This is a genomic window from Streptomyces acidiscabies (assembly GCF_020010905.1).
GTDB classification, from domain to species: domain Bacteria; phylum Actinomycetota; class Actinomycetes; order Streptomycetales; family Streptomycetaceae; genus Streptomyces; species Streptomyces acidiscabies.
This window is the reverse complement of the sequence record NZ_JAGJBY010000002.1, coordinates 4,026,161-4,038,230: the sequence shown is the minus strand read 5'-3', so window position 1 is coordinate 4,038,230 and position 12,070 is coordinate 4,026,161. Positions and strand designations below refer to the sequence as shown.

Here is a 12,070-nt window from a genome sequence, read left to right as displayed (position 1 = left end):
GCCTGGCGTCGTGTGTGATGCGTGAACGAACCGCGCGGTTCCAGCGAAGGCGGACGGTCGGTCCGGGCCGGGCGGGGCGCTCCGTGACGCGGGTCCCTGCGGCCACCGCGAACTCCGGTTGACCTCGCCGCGTCGGCTATTCAACAATGCACCTATGAATTTCCAGCGGTACGTCGCTCTCGGGGACAGTCAGACGGAGGGGCTCGGGGACGGGGACGACGTCCAGGGGCTGCGCGGCTGGGCGGACCGCCTCGCCGAACAGCTCGCCCGGCACGAACCCGCCCTCCGCTACGCCAACCTCGCGGTCCGGGGCCGCCGTACGGGCCAGGTGCGCCGCGAGCAGCTCGCCCCGGCGCTCGCGCTGCGGCCCGACCTCGCGACCGTGGTGGCCGGCGTCAACGACGTGCTGCGCCCGGGCTTCGACCTCGACGAGGTGGCCGGCGACCTGGAGGCGATGTTCGCCGCGCTGACCGAACAGGGGGCGACGGTCGCGACGCTGACGTTCCCCGACGTCGGGCGGGGCACGCCGCTGGCGCGTCCCCTGAGCCGCCGGATCCTCGCGCTCAACGACCGCGTCCGCGCATCCGCCGCGCGGTACGGCGTGGTGGTCGCGGAGACGTCCGTGCACCCGGTGGTGACCGACCCCCGTCTGTGGAGCGTGGACCGTCTGCACGCGAGCCCCCTGGGGCATGCGCGGATCGCCGCGGCGATGGCGTACTCGCTGAAGCTCCCGGACACCGACACGAGTTGGGCCGACCCGCTGCCGACCGCGCCGCCGCCCGCGTCCACGTTGTCCGACCTGCGCTGGGCCGGAACTTTCCTCGGCCCGTGGCTCGTACGGCGGCTGCGGGGGCGTTCATCGGGGGACGGCCGGGAGGCGAAGCGGCCCGCGTTGCTTCCGGTGACCGGCGCCTGAGCTTCCGGTGACCGGCGGTTGAGGCGGGGGGCGGCGCTTGGCGCCTTCAGACCGGCCCGCCCCGCGCCGGGGTCCGAGGCGGAGAGTCGGCGCTCGCCGCCATCAGGCCGGTCCGCCTCTCGTCGGCGCCTGAGGTGAGGGGCGGCGCTCATCGCCATCAGGCTGCTCCGCCCCGCGCCAGCGTCTGAGATCGGGAGTAGCACTCGCCGCCATCAGGACGGTCCACCCCGTGCCGGCGGCTGAAGCGGGGAGTCAGCGCTCGGCGCCATCAGGCCGGTCCGCCCCTCCGGCGCCGGGACCGCCCCCGCGCCCGTGCCTCAGCCCTCGCCCCGCCGCGCGGCCAGTCGCTGGTCGATCCTCCGCAGTGCCAGGTCCCCCCACTGCAAGCTCTCCCGTTCGAACGCCATCCCCCGCAGCAGCGTCAGGTACGGCCCCACCCGCTCCGCCTCCGCGAAGTACGCCTCCTCCGACCGGCCGTCGAGCAGGCGTTGGCGCAGTCGCTCGTACCGGGCGAGCTTGGCGGTGGCCCACTCCATGTGTTCGGCGACGGCCGCGCGGACCGCGTCCCCGTCACCCGCGTCGAGGCACTGGACCTTGACCATCAGCTCGTCGCGGATCGCGGTCGGCTTGGCCGGGGGCTGGGTGGTGTAGGTGTGGACGGCTTCGCGGCCCGCCCGGGTGAGGGAGAAGAGGCGTTTGTCGGGGCGGCCCCGCTGTTCGACGACGCGGCCGGTGACGAGGCCCTCGGTCTCCATGCGGTCCAGTTCCCGGTAGAGCTGCTGAGGCGTGCAGGTCCAGAAGTTCGCGACCGACGCGTCGAACGCCTTCGCGAGGTCGTACCCGGACGCCTCGCCCTCCAGGAGGGCCGCCATCACCGCGTTCCGCAGAGCCATGGGCGACACGCTAGCAGTCAACTAGTTGAGTATGGGCGTCCGGTCATGGTCCGCCCAGGGGGAACACCGCGTGCACCTCCCACCCGACCGCGCCCCGGGGACCGGTCGTCAGGTCGCCGCCGAGGGCCGTCACGCGTTCCTTGAGCCCGACGAGGCCGAAGCCGCCGCCGTGTGCCTCGGTGGGAAGTTGGGTGCTGCCCCGGCCGTCGTCGGTGACGGAGACGGTGAGGTGGGTGGGGTCGTCGAGGAGGCGGACGTCGATGTGGGTGGCGTCGCCCGCATGGCGGCGGATGTTGGTGAGGGCTTCCTGGACGACGCGGAAGGCGGCGGCCTGGATCTCGTGGGGGAGGTGGTCGGGGAGGGCGGGCGCGCGGTGGAGGGTGACCGTCTGGATGGGGGTGGCGAATCCGTCCGTGAGGTCGGCGATGGCGGCGAGGTCGCCGACGGGGCGGCGGTCGGCGTCGTCGGTGTCGCGCAGGACGCCGAGGGTGCGGCGCATCGAGGCGAGCGCCTCGGTCGCGGCGCGTTCCATGCCGGCCAGCACGGGGTCGAGTTCGTCGCGCCGGGTCGTGGCCATCATGCGGGCCATCTGCGTCTGGACGAGGATGCCGGTCACGTGATGCGCCACGAAGTCGTGGAGGTCGGCGGCGATGGCGACGCGCTCGGCGCGCCGGGTCTCGCCGACGGCGACGGTGCGCCGGTAGTCCATGGCCCGCAGGTAGGCCGCGAGCCCGATGAACAGGCCGATGAGGACGAGTACGACGGCCAGGAGCCAGAGTTCCTCGGTGACGAGCTGCTCCACGCTCCGGAGCGGAAGCAGCAGGAGCGCCCCGACGGCAAGGGCGCCGCAGCCGACGGCCCATCTCGGCGGGCAGTGCCGTACCGCGAGGAACAGGACGCACAGCAGGATGGCGATCTCGCCGGGCCCGAAGGCGTTGGAGCCGAGGACGATCAGCGAGCCGATCGAGTAGAGGGCGGAGGCGAGGGCGGGTACGGCGGTGCGGACCTGCGGCGTGAGCCAGTCGGGGCGCCGCGCGGCCGGCCACAGCACGGCGGCCAGGCCGATGAGCAGGACGGCCAGCGTCGGGAGGACGGGCAGGGCGGTCGGCAGGACGCTGCTGCCGTCGGACCCTGCGCTCAGGACGTCCACGACACAGGCCGACAGCAGCAGGCCGACGGCGAAGCCCCGGAGGAGTTCGCGGGGTGAGACGGACTTCATGCCGATCACGGTACGGCGCCGCACCACCCGTCCGGATCGGCCGAACGGCCGAGGCCGATGGTGCCGGAAATGGCCATTCGGCCGAGGCGGGAGGCCGGTGCCGGGAGCGACGCTGGAGGCACCTTCTCACCACGCGATTCAGGAGCGGTCGATGCAGCACAGCAGATTCCTCGTCGGTGCCCTCGGCGGTACGGCCGTCGTCGCCACGCTGGGCGGCGTCATCACCTACTTCATGGCGGACACCGAGTCGACGACGCCGCTGGACGACTACACGGTGGTGCGGGTGGACGGTCAGCGGGCGCTGTCCCCGAACATCGTCGCGGGCCGCACCGAGTCCAAGTTCCACCCGCTGCCCTGGGTCGGCGACAAGCTCACCGGGGTGACCTGCCCGACCGGCCTCAAGGCCGTCGTGGGAGCGAGCCTCACGTGCACGGGCGAGAAGAGCGGCGGCGGGACCGTGCAGATACCCGTACGAGTGACCAAGGCGGACGCGAAGAGCCTGACCTGGAAGTTCGACCGCTGAGAACCCCTCTCTCCCACCCACAGACCCCGGAGCCCCCATGCGTTCCTCCGTCCTCCCCTTGACCTGGCATCTCACCAGGTCCTCGGGCCGCCGCGGCCTCCAGTCGCAGCTCCTCGCGGCCGGTGCCGCCGCCGTCGGCTCGTTCCTGCTGTTGGTGATGATCGCCGCCGCCCTCGGCTCGGGCACCCGCGCCGAGCACACGACCTGGCGCACCCCGCACGCCGTCGCGGCGCAGAAGGCGGCGGCGGTGCAGGTCACGGCGGTGACGTACGTCCGCCACGACCCGGTGACCGTCGTGAGCCTCGCCCAGCTGCCGGACCGTACGGCGACGCCCGCGCCGCCGGGCCTGACCGCCTTCCCGAAGCAGGGCGAGATGTACGTCTCCCCCGCCCTCGCCGACCTCCTGACCGAGCTGCCGAAAAGTCAACTCGCCGACCGCTTCCCCGGGTTGAGGTCCGCCGGCACGATCGGCTCCGCCGGTCTCGCCTCGCCGGACGACCTGGTCGCCGTGGTCGGCCGCGCGCCCGGCGACCCCGCGGTCTCCCCGGCCGCGGGCAACCAGAACTACTACGACGAGAACCTCACCGAGCGCGCGCTGGTCTCCGGGTTCACCAGTACGAAGGCCGGCGTGTTCACCGGCTCCGACCGCACGTCGGTCCTGCTGGGCGTGCTCCTCCTCGTGGTGCCGGTCGTCGTGCTGGCCTCGGCCGCCGGACGGCTCGGCGCGGCCCGGCGTGAACAGCGGCTCGCCGCGCTGCGGCTGGCGGGTGCGACGCCCCGGCAGATCCTCGCCATGACGGCCGTCGAATCGGCCGGGGTCGGCGCGGCCGGCGCGCTCACGGGTGCCCTCGCGTACACGGCGCTGCTGCCCATGCTCGCGCGGCTCCCGTACGGCGTCGGGACCTGGTACACCGGCCAACTGTGGGTGGGCCCACTGTGGTTCGCTGCGGTCGTCGTGGCGGTGACCGCGCTCATCACCGTCAGCGCGCTGACCATGCTGCGGCAGGTCGCGACGTCCCCGCTGGGTGTCGCCCAGCAGTCCAGCCCGCGTCGCACTCGCGCGATCCGTCTCGTGCTGTTCGTCGGGGTCCTCGGCTACATCTGGTCGACCACGGGGGACGGCCAGTTGAAGGCGCGTCAGCTGATCGCCCTGCTGTTCCTCTTCTACGGCGCGTTCTGGCTGTTCGGTCCGTGGGTCGTGGACCGGCTCGGGCGGATCGTGGGCCGGTACGCCGTCCGTCCGGCGACCCTGCTGGCGGCGCGCCGTCTGAGCGACGACCCGCGCGGGGCGTGGCGTACGGTCAGCGGGCTGGTGCTCGCCGGGTTCGTCGCCGGGTTCTTCTCCGTCAGCACCCTCGACCTCGACGGCCCGAGCCACCACGGCCAGGTCGCCGTCCTCACCGCGAACGCCGCCGACGCCCGGAAGGTCGCGACCGAGGCGCGTACGGCGCTGGACCGGGCGGGCGTCGAGGCGACGGTCACCGTCACGAGCGAGGACGAGTACAACAGCCTGCTCGGCGGCGTGGACGGCGTGACCGCGAAGGTCTCCGGCGGCCAGGACCGCATCGACACAGCCGTCACCGCCCTCACGCCCCTCGGCGCGGGGCGGTTCCCCTTCACCCAGGAGTACGTCTCGGCGCCGGACACCACGATCACGGACCGCGTCGCCACGGTCTCCACCGCCACCCTCGTCCTCAGCTTCATCGTCGCCTCCGCCTCGGCGGGCCTCACAGCCGCAGCGAACGTCCTAGACCGACGCCGGATATACGGCCTGCTCCGCCTCTCCGGCACACCGCTCGCGGTCCTCGACCGGGCGCGGATCCGGGAGGCGGTGATTCCCCTGACCGTCCTAGCCGGGGGGACGACCGCGATGGGGGTCTTCGGGGCGATGCAGCTCAACAAGGCGGCGGGGACGACGATGAATACGTCCGGGGCTGTGCAGTTGGTGGTCTGTGTGGTCGTGGGGGCGGTGGCGATGTGTGCGGCGGTGTTGGGGAGCAGGCCGTTGCTGAGGAGGGTTACGGCGGGGGCGGCTCAGGGGGCGGAGTGACGGTAGCGCTGTGGCGATGTGCGCGGCGGTGCTTACGGCAGAGGCGGCGCAGGGGACAGAGGTGACGGCGGCGGGGGTGTGGCAGGGGCCGTGTGGGAAGGGCAGCTCGGCCCCTGTGGGGAGGCGAAGTGGCGGCGCAGGAAAGCGAGGGAAGCGACGTGATCGGTTCGGAGTCACGGTGGACTCGGCGCAGGAAGTCGAGGTGGCTGCGGGGCTGACGCGGGGAGATGGAGAACGGCCGAGCGGGCTCCGGCGAACGGAGCGATGGCCGAGGCAGCGCGGGGCGACGGGTCAGGAGATCAAGGGCGGCGCGGGGAGGCGAAGTGGCAGCTATGGGGCGACGCAGGGAGCTGCGGGAGCTGCGGGAGCTGCGGGAGCTGCGGGAGCTGCGGGAGCTGCGGGAGCTGCGGGAGCTGCGGGAGCTGCGGGAGCTGCGGAGATGATGTCAGTCGTCTCACCGCTCGTGGCCCAGTCCTTGACGCCGCAGCCTTGCCGCCGTTCCTCGCCGACGTCGCGCTCCCGGCACTGCACCACCTCGCCCGCCCCACCCAAGCTCGCCGCATCACTCGGCATCACCCGCCTGCCACCCCTCACACCCCACACCGCTTCGTCCCACCTCACCGAGCGCACCGCACCAATCGCCATCGCCAGCCCGCTGTCCCTCGTAACCCGCAACACCTCGCCCGCCCCGCCAAGCACGCCGCGCCGCTCGGCATCGCCAACGCCCCCACCTGACCGCGTACCGCTCCGGGAAGTACACCCAGCCGCTCACCCTCGCCAGCCCACCGGACCTCGTACCCCACGCCGCCTCGCCCCCCGCCAAGCACGCCGCGCCGCTCGGCATCGCCAACGCCCCCCACCTGACCGCGTACCGCTCCGGGAAGTACACCCAGCCGCTCACCCTCGCCAGCCCACCGGACCTCGTACCCCACGCCGCCTCGCCCCCCGCCAAGCGCGCCGCACCGCTCGCCGTCACCACCCTGCCGCCCCTCACAACCGACGCCACCTCGCCCCACCCCACCGAGCGCACCGCACCGCTCGGCATCGCCAACACCCCCGCCTGACCACGTACCGCTCCGGGAAGTACGCCCGGCCGCTCGCCATCGCCACCCCGCCACGCCCGCCAGCATCCTCCGCCTCGCCTCGTACCACCCCGGCGAACCCACCTCACTGGTCATGGCCGTCGTCACTCCTGGGCAAGCGAATCCCGTGCTCCAGGCGGTACGTACGATGATCGCCGGACGATTCCGGTACGCACGGTCCGAAAGGCGGAGGGTGATGGAGAACGGTGGGGTGCTCGACGACCCTGTGGGGGAATCGTTGCGCGGGCGGCACGCGCATCTTGCGCGCCGGGTCGGTGGGGCGGTCACTTATGTGGCGGACGTGGCGACGTTCTCGGCCGTGCCCGTCGCGCCGGACGCCGCAGACTGGGACGATCTCGCGGAGCTCCTCGGGCCGGACGGGTTCGCGGACATGTTCAGTTCTCCGGCGGTTCCGCCGGGCGGGTGGGAGCCGGTGTTCGTTCTCGAAGGACGCCAGTTGGTGTGGGGCGGGGAGAGGCAGCCCGAACAGGCAGCGGGAATCGTGGAGTTGGGCGCCGACGACGTACCCGAGATGCTCGACCTCGTCGAGCGGACCCGCCCGGGGCCGTTCTGGAAGCGCACGGTCGAACTCGGCACGTACCTCGGTGTCCGAGCCGACGGCAGGCTCGTCGCGATGGCGGGCGAACGCCTCCGCCCGCCGGGCTGGACCGAGATCAGCGCGGTCTGCACGGACCCCGCATCCCGTGGCCGGGGCCACGCCGCGCGCCTGGTCGACGCGCTGTCCGCCCGCATCCTCGCGCGCGGTGAACGCCCGTTCCTGCACGTGGCGGAGACGAACGCGGCGGCCCGAGCCCTGTACGAACGCCTGGGTTTCGTCACCCGCAAGAGGGTGACGTTCCAGGGCTTCCGCACGCCATGACCCCCGAGGACACCGCAGCTCTCCTGGCCCGCTTCGAGGCCGACCCGCAAACCGTCCGGCCGGAACGCCCGGGCCTCGACACGACGTTCCCGGAAAGCGTCGAGGCCCTCCCCCGGCTCGCGGCAGACCGGGCCCCGTCGCAACGGCACTGGATCCTGTACGCGGCAGGCCCGATCGTGTCGTCCGCGCGGAGGATGCCCGAGGCCGTCGCCGCGTCCGAGGACCACACATTCACGCTCGCGGAACTGTCCCGCCTCACCACCCGCTGGACCTCACCGAGTACGTCGGCCTCCTCCAGATGTACCTAGCCTTCGAGGGCGTCGGGGTCTGGGACGAACACAACCTGACCGAGGGCAAGTTCGAGGTCGACTGCCCCTGGCTCGGCGTCAGCTTGTTCGCGTCCAGCGACGACTGCTCCCGCCGGAACGTCGACGCACGCCTACGGGACCGGGCTCTCGCCGACGGACAGGAGGAGGTCGCCCGCAGGCTGACGTACCTCTTCGGTGGCGCCACCTGCACCGACTGCGGGACGGCCTTCTCCCCGGCGGACCGGGTTGCCGCGAAATGCCGCCCGCCCGGTCAAGCGCGGTGTGTCTCCCGGAACGCCCCCGGTGTGAGCCCCGTGTGCCGCGTGAAGAACTTGCCGAAGTTGGTGGGTTCGGGGAAGCCGAGGCGGCGGGCGATGGTCGCCGCGGGTTCGTCCGTGTGGGCGAGGAGGCGTTGCGCCTCCAGGGCGACGCGGGCGTCGATGACGTGTTTGACGGGGCGGCCCGTCGCGGCGGTGCAGGCGCGGGTGAGGGTCTTGACCGTGTAGCCGAGGCGGTGCGCGTAGTCGGCGGCGCGTCGGGTGGTCGCGTAGGAGCGTTCCAGCTCGGCACGGAAACGGGCGTAGACCTCACCGCCCGCGTACGGATCACCGCCGTCGGGCCGAGGCAGCCGGTCGACCTGGAGGAGGACGGTGGCGAGGAGATGCCGGAGGATCTCGACGGAGGGAGTCCGGCCGTACGAGTCCCCCACCGCCCCCGTCCGCTCGTACTCCGCCCTCAACTGCCCCAGAAGCGTGGCGAGTACGGCGTATTCAGGGCTCGCCCCCAGTTGTCTGCACACCGGCTCGTCCCCCTCGTCGAGGAGTCGGCCGGCGCCGGTGAACGGGGGCGGGAAGGCCGGTGCGAACAGGACGTGGAGGCCGTCGGCCGTACCCGGCAGGGTGTAGCGCTGGACCTGGCCGGGGCGGACCCGGAGCAGGGTGCCGGGGCGGCAGGGGTACGTCACGAAGTCGACCGTGTGTTCCCCGCTGCCGCCGGTGACCAGCGTGAGGGTGTGGAAGTCGACGCGATGGACCCCGTGCCGCAGCCGGTGGTGCAGGTCGGCGAGGCCGATGATCTCGAAGCCGGGGACCCGTGGGTCGGGCGGGTTGAAGCCCAGCCGTGGGATCGCGTCGCCTGCGGGAAGCATCATGTCCTTGTTCTACCATCCGAAGTCTCCGGCTCATCTCGCCCGGCCTGGGCCCTTGCGGCGAGAGTGTGAGGCAAGAAGACCGCTTTCACCATCTGGAGCTCCCATGAACGGCACCGTTACCGTCCTCGACAGAGGCCCCGTCCGTATCCACAGCTACATGTCACCGGCGGACACCTTCCACGCCACCACCCAGTTCATCGAGACCCCGGCGCGAATCATCGCCGTGGACGCCCAACTGCTCCCGGCCCACGCGGACGAGGCCGTCGCCTACGCGAAGGGCCTCGGCAAGCCGCTGGACCGCCTGATCGTCACGCACGCACACCCCGACCACTACAACGGCGCGGCCCGTTTCGGCGTACCCGTCCACGCGCTGCCCCAGGTCCGCGAGCAGATCATCGCGCGCGGCGACAGTGTGCTGCCCACGGGCGAGACCATCCCCGCCGCCACCTTCACGCCCACCGTCGACCTCGTGCCCGGCACCGAGGTCATCGACGGTGTCCGGTTCGTCTTCGAGGCGCTGACCGGCGGCGAGGCCGAGGACGAGATCGTCGTCAAGCTCCCCGAGCAGCGCGTCCTGATCGCCCAGGACGTCATCTACCACGACGTCCACCTCTACCTCGGCAACAACGACATCCCCGGCTGGGAACGCACGCTGGCCACGCTCGCCGCCGACCCCGCGTACGACACGATCCTCCCCGGCCACGGCCTGCCCACCGGCCCTGAAATCTACGACCGGGTACGCGGCTACCTGACCGACGCGCGCGAACTCCTCGGCACGGACGGCGAGGCGTACAAGAAGGCGATCGTCGACCGCCACCCCTCGTACGCAGGCCCTTTCCTCATCGACATCGCGAACCGCTCCCTGTTCGGCACGGGTCACTGACGGCGTTGCCTGCGGATAGCGCGAACACCAGCAGCGCCCTCACCACGGCGGCGGGCGGCGTCGAGGCTCGCCCACTCACCCCGGGGCCCGCCGCCATCCCCCTCACCTCCCCGCAATCACCGCAACCCCCGTCCGCCCGCCATCCACATCGACCACCGTCCCGTGCACGAACCCCGCCTCGTCACTGGCCAGCCACACCACCGCCTGCGCGACAGCATCCGGCGTCCCGACCGCCCCCGCCGGCGTCCCGTTCATCATGATCTCGCCCGGGTGCGGCTCGGCCCCCTCGGGTGTCGGCGGCAGGATCACGCCCGGCGAGACCGCGTTGACCCGGACCCCCCGCGCCCCGAACTCCGCCGCCCACGCCCGGGTCAGCGTCTCCATCGCGCCCTTCGTCGCGCTGTACACGGTCCCGCCGGAGATGCCGAGGCGGGCGACCCAGGAGCCGAGGTTGACGATCGCGCCGCCGCCCGCTTCGGTCATCGCGGGGACGACGGCGGCCGTGAGGTAGAAGGGCGCTTTGACGTTGACGCCGAACAGCCGGTCGAACGTCTCCTCGTCGGTGTCGAGGGTGGGGGACGCCGGGTAGATGCCCGCGTTGTTGACGAGGATGTCGATCCGCCCGCCCAGCGCCGCGCGGGCGCGTTCCGCGAGGTCCCACGAAGCGGAAGGGCTGCCGTCGAGGTCGGCCGCTAGGAAGTCGGCGCGACCACCGGCCGTACGGATCCGGTCGACGACCTGTTCGCCGCGTTCCCGGTCACGCCCCGAAACGACGACATGGGCACCCTCCGCGGCGAACGCCTCGGCGACGGCCCGGCCGATGTTACTGGTCGAACCAGTGACGAGGGCGGTCTTGTCGCGCAGTCGGTCGGTCATGGCTCGCTCTCCCTACACACGCCGTGGAGTGGTCGACCCCGACGATGCTCCGCAGAAAATGGACCGGCAAGTCCAGTCGGTCCTAGGCTCGGGAGGCATGACGGACACGCTGACGGAGAAGGGCCGCGCGACGAGGAAGCGGATCGTCGCCGGGGCGACGGAGGTGCTGCGCGAACTGGGCGTCGCCCACGCGACGCTGGACGACATCCGGGGCCGTACGGGAACCAGCAAGAGCCAGCTCTTCCACTACTTCCCCGACGGGAAGGACGAACTGCTCCTGGCGGTGGCCCGGTTCGAGGCGGAACAGGTACTGGAGGACCAACAGCCGTTCCTCGGCCGGCTCAACTCGTGGGAGGCGTGGGCGCAGTTGCGGGACGTGGTGGTGGAGCGGTACGAACGCCTCGGCGACCACTGCCCGTTGGGCGCGCTGTTCCTCCAGGTGGGCCGGGACCGGCCGGGCGCGCGGGCGGTCGTCGTGGAGCTGATGCGGCGGTGGCAGGAGCATCTCGCCCAGGGGGTACGGGAGTTGCAGGCGGCGGGCCTGGTGTCACCGGCGCTGGACGTGGAGCGGACGTCCGCGTCGCTGCTCGCCGGGATCCAGGGCGGGGTGATGATCATGATGTCGACGGGTGACTCGGTCCACCTCAAGGCGGCGCTGGACACCGGCATCGACCACCTGCGCGCGGCGAGCCCCAACTCCCCGGCGCGGAACCCTTCCTAGACACCTACGCAGGCACCGTCTTCTTCCGCGCCCGGTACGCCGCCGCCTTGATCTTATTCCCGCACGACTCCATCCCGCACCACTGCCGCCGCGTCCCCCGCGACCGGTCGATGTACGTGCGGGTGCACTCCGGGTTCCCGCACTCCTTGAGGAGCGGTACGTCGGGGCCGCTGAGCAGTTCGACGGCCCGCCGCGCGACCGACGACAGCGCCTCCTGCGGCGTCGCCTGCGTCCAGCGACCCGACGGGGTGAGCTGCGGTACGGCCGGCGGCTTGCGCGCCGCGTTGTTGACGACCGTCAGCGCCGCCCCGTCGTACGCCTCCCCCAGCCGGCGCGTGGTCACCAGCCGGTAGATCGCCTCCCGGACGGCCTTCGCCTCCTCGACGTCACTGTCCCGCGCCGGGGAGACCGCGTCGACGATGCCGGACTCGACGTACCAGGCGGTGAGCCGGTCGGGGTCCGCGAACATCTCGAAGCGGGTGGAGCGGCGGGCCCGGAGGGTGGCGGCGAAGTCCAGCGCCGGGTCACCGCAGACGAAGACGTGGTCGAGGTTCACGTCACCATTCTGA

At 72.3% G+C, this 12,070-nt stretch carries 12 protein-coding genes; 7 read left to right on the top strand and 5 right to left on the bottom strand.

Features of this window, described 5'->3' with window-relative positions:
- The first annotated feature begins 154 nt into the window (after positions 1-154).
- Entirely contained in the window at positions 155-916 is a 762-nt protein-coding gene (locus J8M50_RS44175) for an SGNH/GDSL hydrolase family protein (protein WP_010357139.1), read from the top strand.
- A gap of 317 nt (positions 917-1,233) precedes the next feature.
- Here J8M50_RS44175 and J8M50_RS44170 read toward each other — a convergent pair whose 3' ends face one another.
- On the bottom strand, positions 1,234-1,809 hold the full coding sequence (locus tag J8M50_RS44170; protein WP_029184293.1) for a PadR family transcriptional regulator: 576 nt from the start codon (positions 1,807-1,809) through the stop codon (positions 1,234-1,236).
- Between the two features lie 43 nt (positions 1,810-1,852).
- Positions 1,853-3,028 carry a sensor histidine kinase gene (locus J8M50_RS44165; protein WP_040837616.1) on the bottom strand — a complete coding sequence of 392 codons (1,176 nt, stop codon included), beginning with the start codon at positions 3,026-3,028 and terminating at the stop codon, positions 1,853-1,855.
- 151 nt (positions 3,029-3,179) lie between these two features.
- Here J8M50_RS44165 and J8M50_RS44160 point away from each other — a divergent pair, with 151 nt between their 5' ends.
- From J8M50_RS44160 to J8M50_RS44145, 4 genes are all read left to right on the top strand, one after another.
- Positions 3,180-3,551, top strand: a complete 372-nt coding sequence (locus tag J8M50_RS44160; RefSeq protein WP_010357131.1) for a DUF4333 domain-containing protein — start codon at positions 3,180-3,182, stop codon at positions 3,549-3,551.
- 37 nt (positions 3,552-3,588) lie between these two features.
- Positions 3,589-5,601 carry an FtsX-like permease family protein gene (locus tag J8M50_RS44155; RefSeq protein ID WP_010357129.1) on the top strand — a complete coding sequence of 671 codons (2,013 nt, stop codon included), beginning with the start codon at positions 3,589-3,591 and terminating at the stop codon, positions 5,599-5,601.
- A gap of 1,278 nt (positions 5,602-6,879) precedes the next feature.
- Complete coding sequence (locus tag J8M50_RS44150; RefSeq protein WP_010357127.1) at positions 6,880-7,563, top strand: GNAT family N-acetyltransferase; 684 nt, start codon at positions 6,880-6,882, stop codon at positions 7,561-7,563.
- Positions 7,560-7,871, top strand: coding sequence for a hypothetical protein (locus J8M50_RS44145; RefSeq protein ID WP_010357124.1), 312 nt, complete (start codon positions 7,560-7,562; stop codon positions 7,869-7,871). The genes J8M50_RS44150 and J8M50_RS44145 overlap by 4 nt, the downstream gene beginning before the upstream one ends.
- Before the next feature lie 271 nt (positions 7,872-8,142).
- Here J8M50_RS44145 and J8M50_RS44140 read toward each other — a convergent pair whose 3' ends face one another.
- Complete coding sequence (locus tag J8M50_RS44140; RefSeq protein WP_010357123.1) at positions 8,143-9,021, bottom strand: AraC family transcriptional regulator; 879 nt, start codon at positions 9,019-9,021, stop codon at positions 8,143-8,145.
- Between the two features lie 103 nt (positions 9,022-9,124).
- Between J8M50_RS44140 and J8M50_RS44135 the strand changes: the two genes are divergently transcribed.
- Positions 9,125-9,904 carry an MBL fold metallo-hydrolase gene (locus tag J8M50_RS44135; protein ID WP_010357122.1) on the top strand — a complete coding sequence of 260 codons (780 nt, stop codon included), beginning with the start codon at positions 9,125-9,127 and terminating at the stop codon, positions 9,902-9,904.
- 102 nt (positions 9,905-10,006) lie between these two features.
- Here J8M50_RS44135 and J8M50_RS44130 read toward each other — a convergent pair whose 3' ends face one another.
- Positions 10,007-10,780 (bottom strand): SDR family NAD(P)-dependent oxidoreductase, encoded by a 774-nt coding sequence (locus tag J8M50_RS44130; protein WP_010357121.1) that lies wholly within the window; start codon positions 10,778-10,780, stop codon positions 10,007-10,009.
- Positions 10,781-10,877: 97 nt separating this feature from the next.
- Here J8M50_RS44130 and J8M50_RS44125 point away from each other — a divergent pair, with 97 nt between their 5' ends.
- Positions 10,878-11,501 carry a TetR/AcrR family transcriptional regulator gene (locus tag J8M50_RS44125; RefSeq protein ID WP_010357120.1) on the top strand — a complete coding sequence of 208 codons (624 nt, stop codon included), beginning with the start codon at positions 10,878-10,880 and terminating at the stop codon, positions 11,499-11,501.
- 4 nt (positions 11,502-11,505) lie between these two features.
- On the opposite strand, the gene J8M50_RS44120 is transcribed toward J8M50_RS44125, so the two are convergent.
- Positions 11,506-12,057, bottom strand: a complete 552-nt coding sequence (locus J8M50_RS44120) for a CGNR zinc finger domain-containing protein (RefSeq protein ID WP_010357119.1) — start codon at positions 12,055-12,057, stop codon at positions 11,506-11,508.
- Positions 12,058-12,070 lie beyond the last annotated feature (13 nt).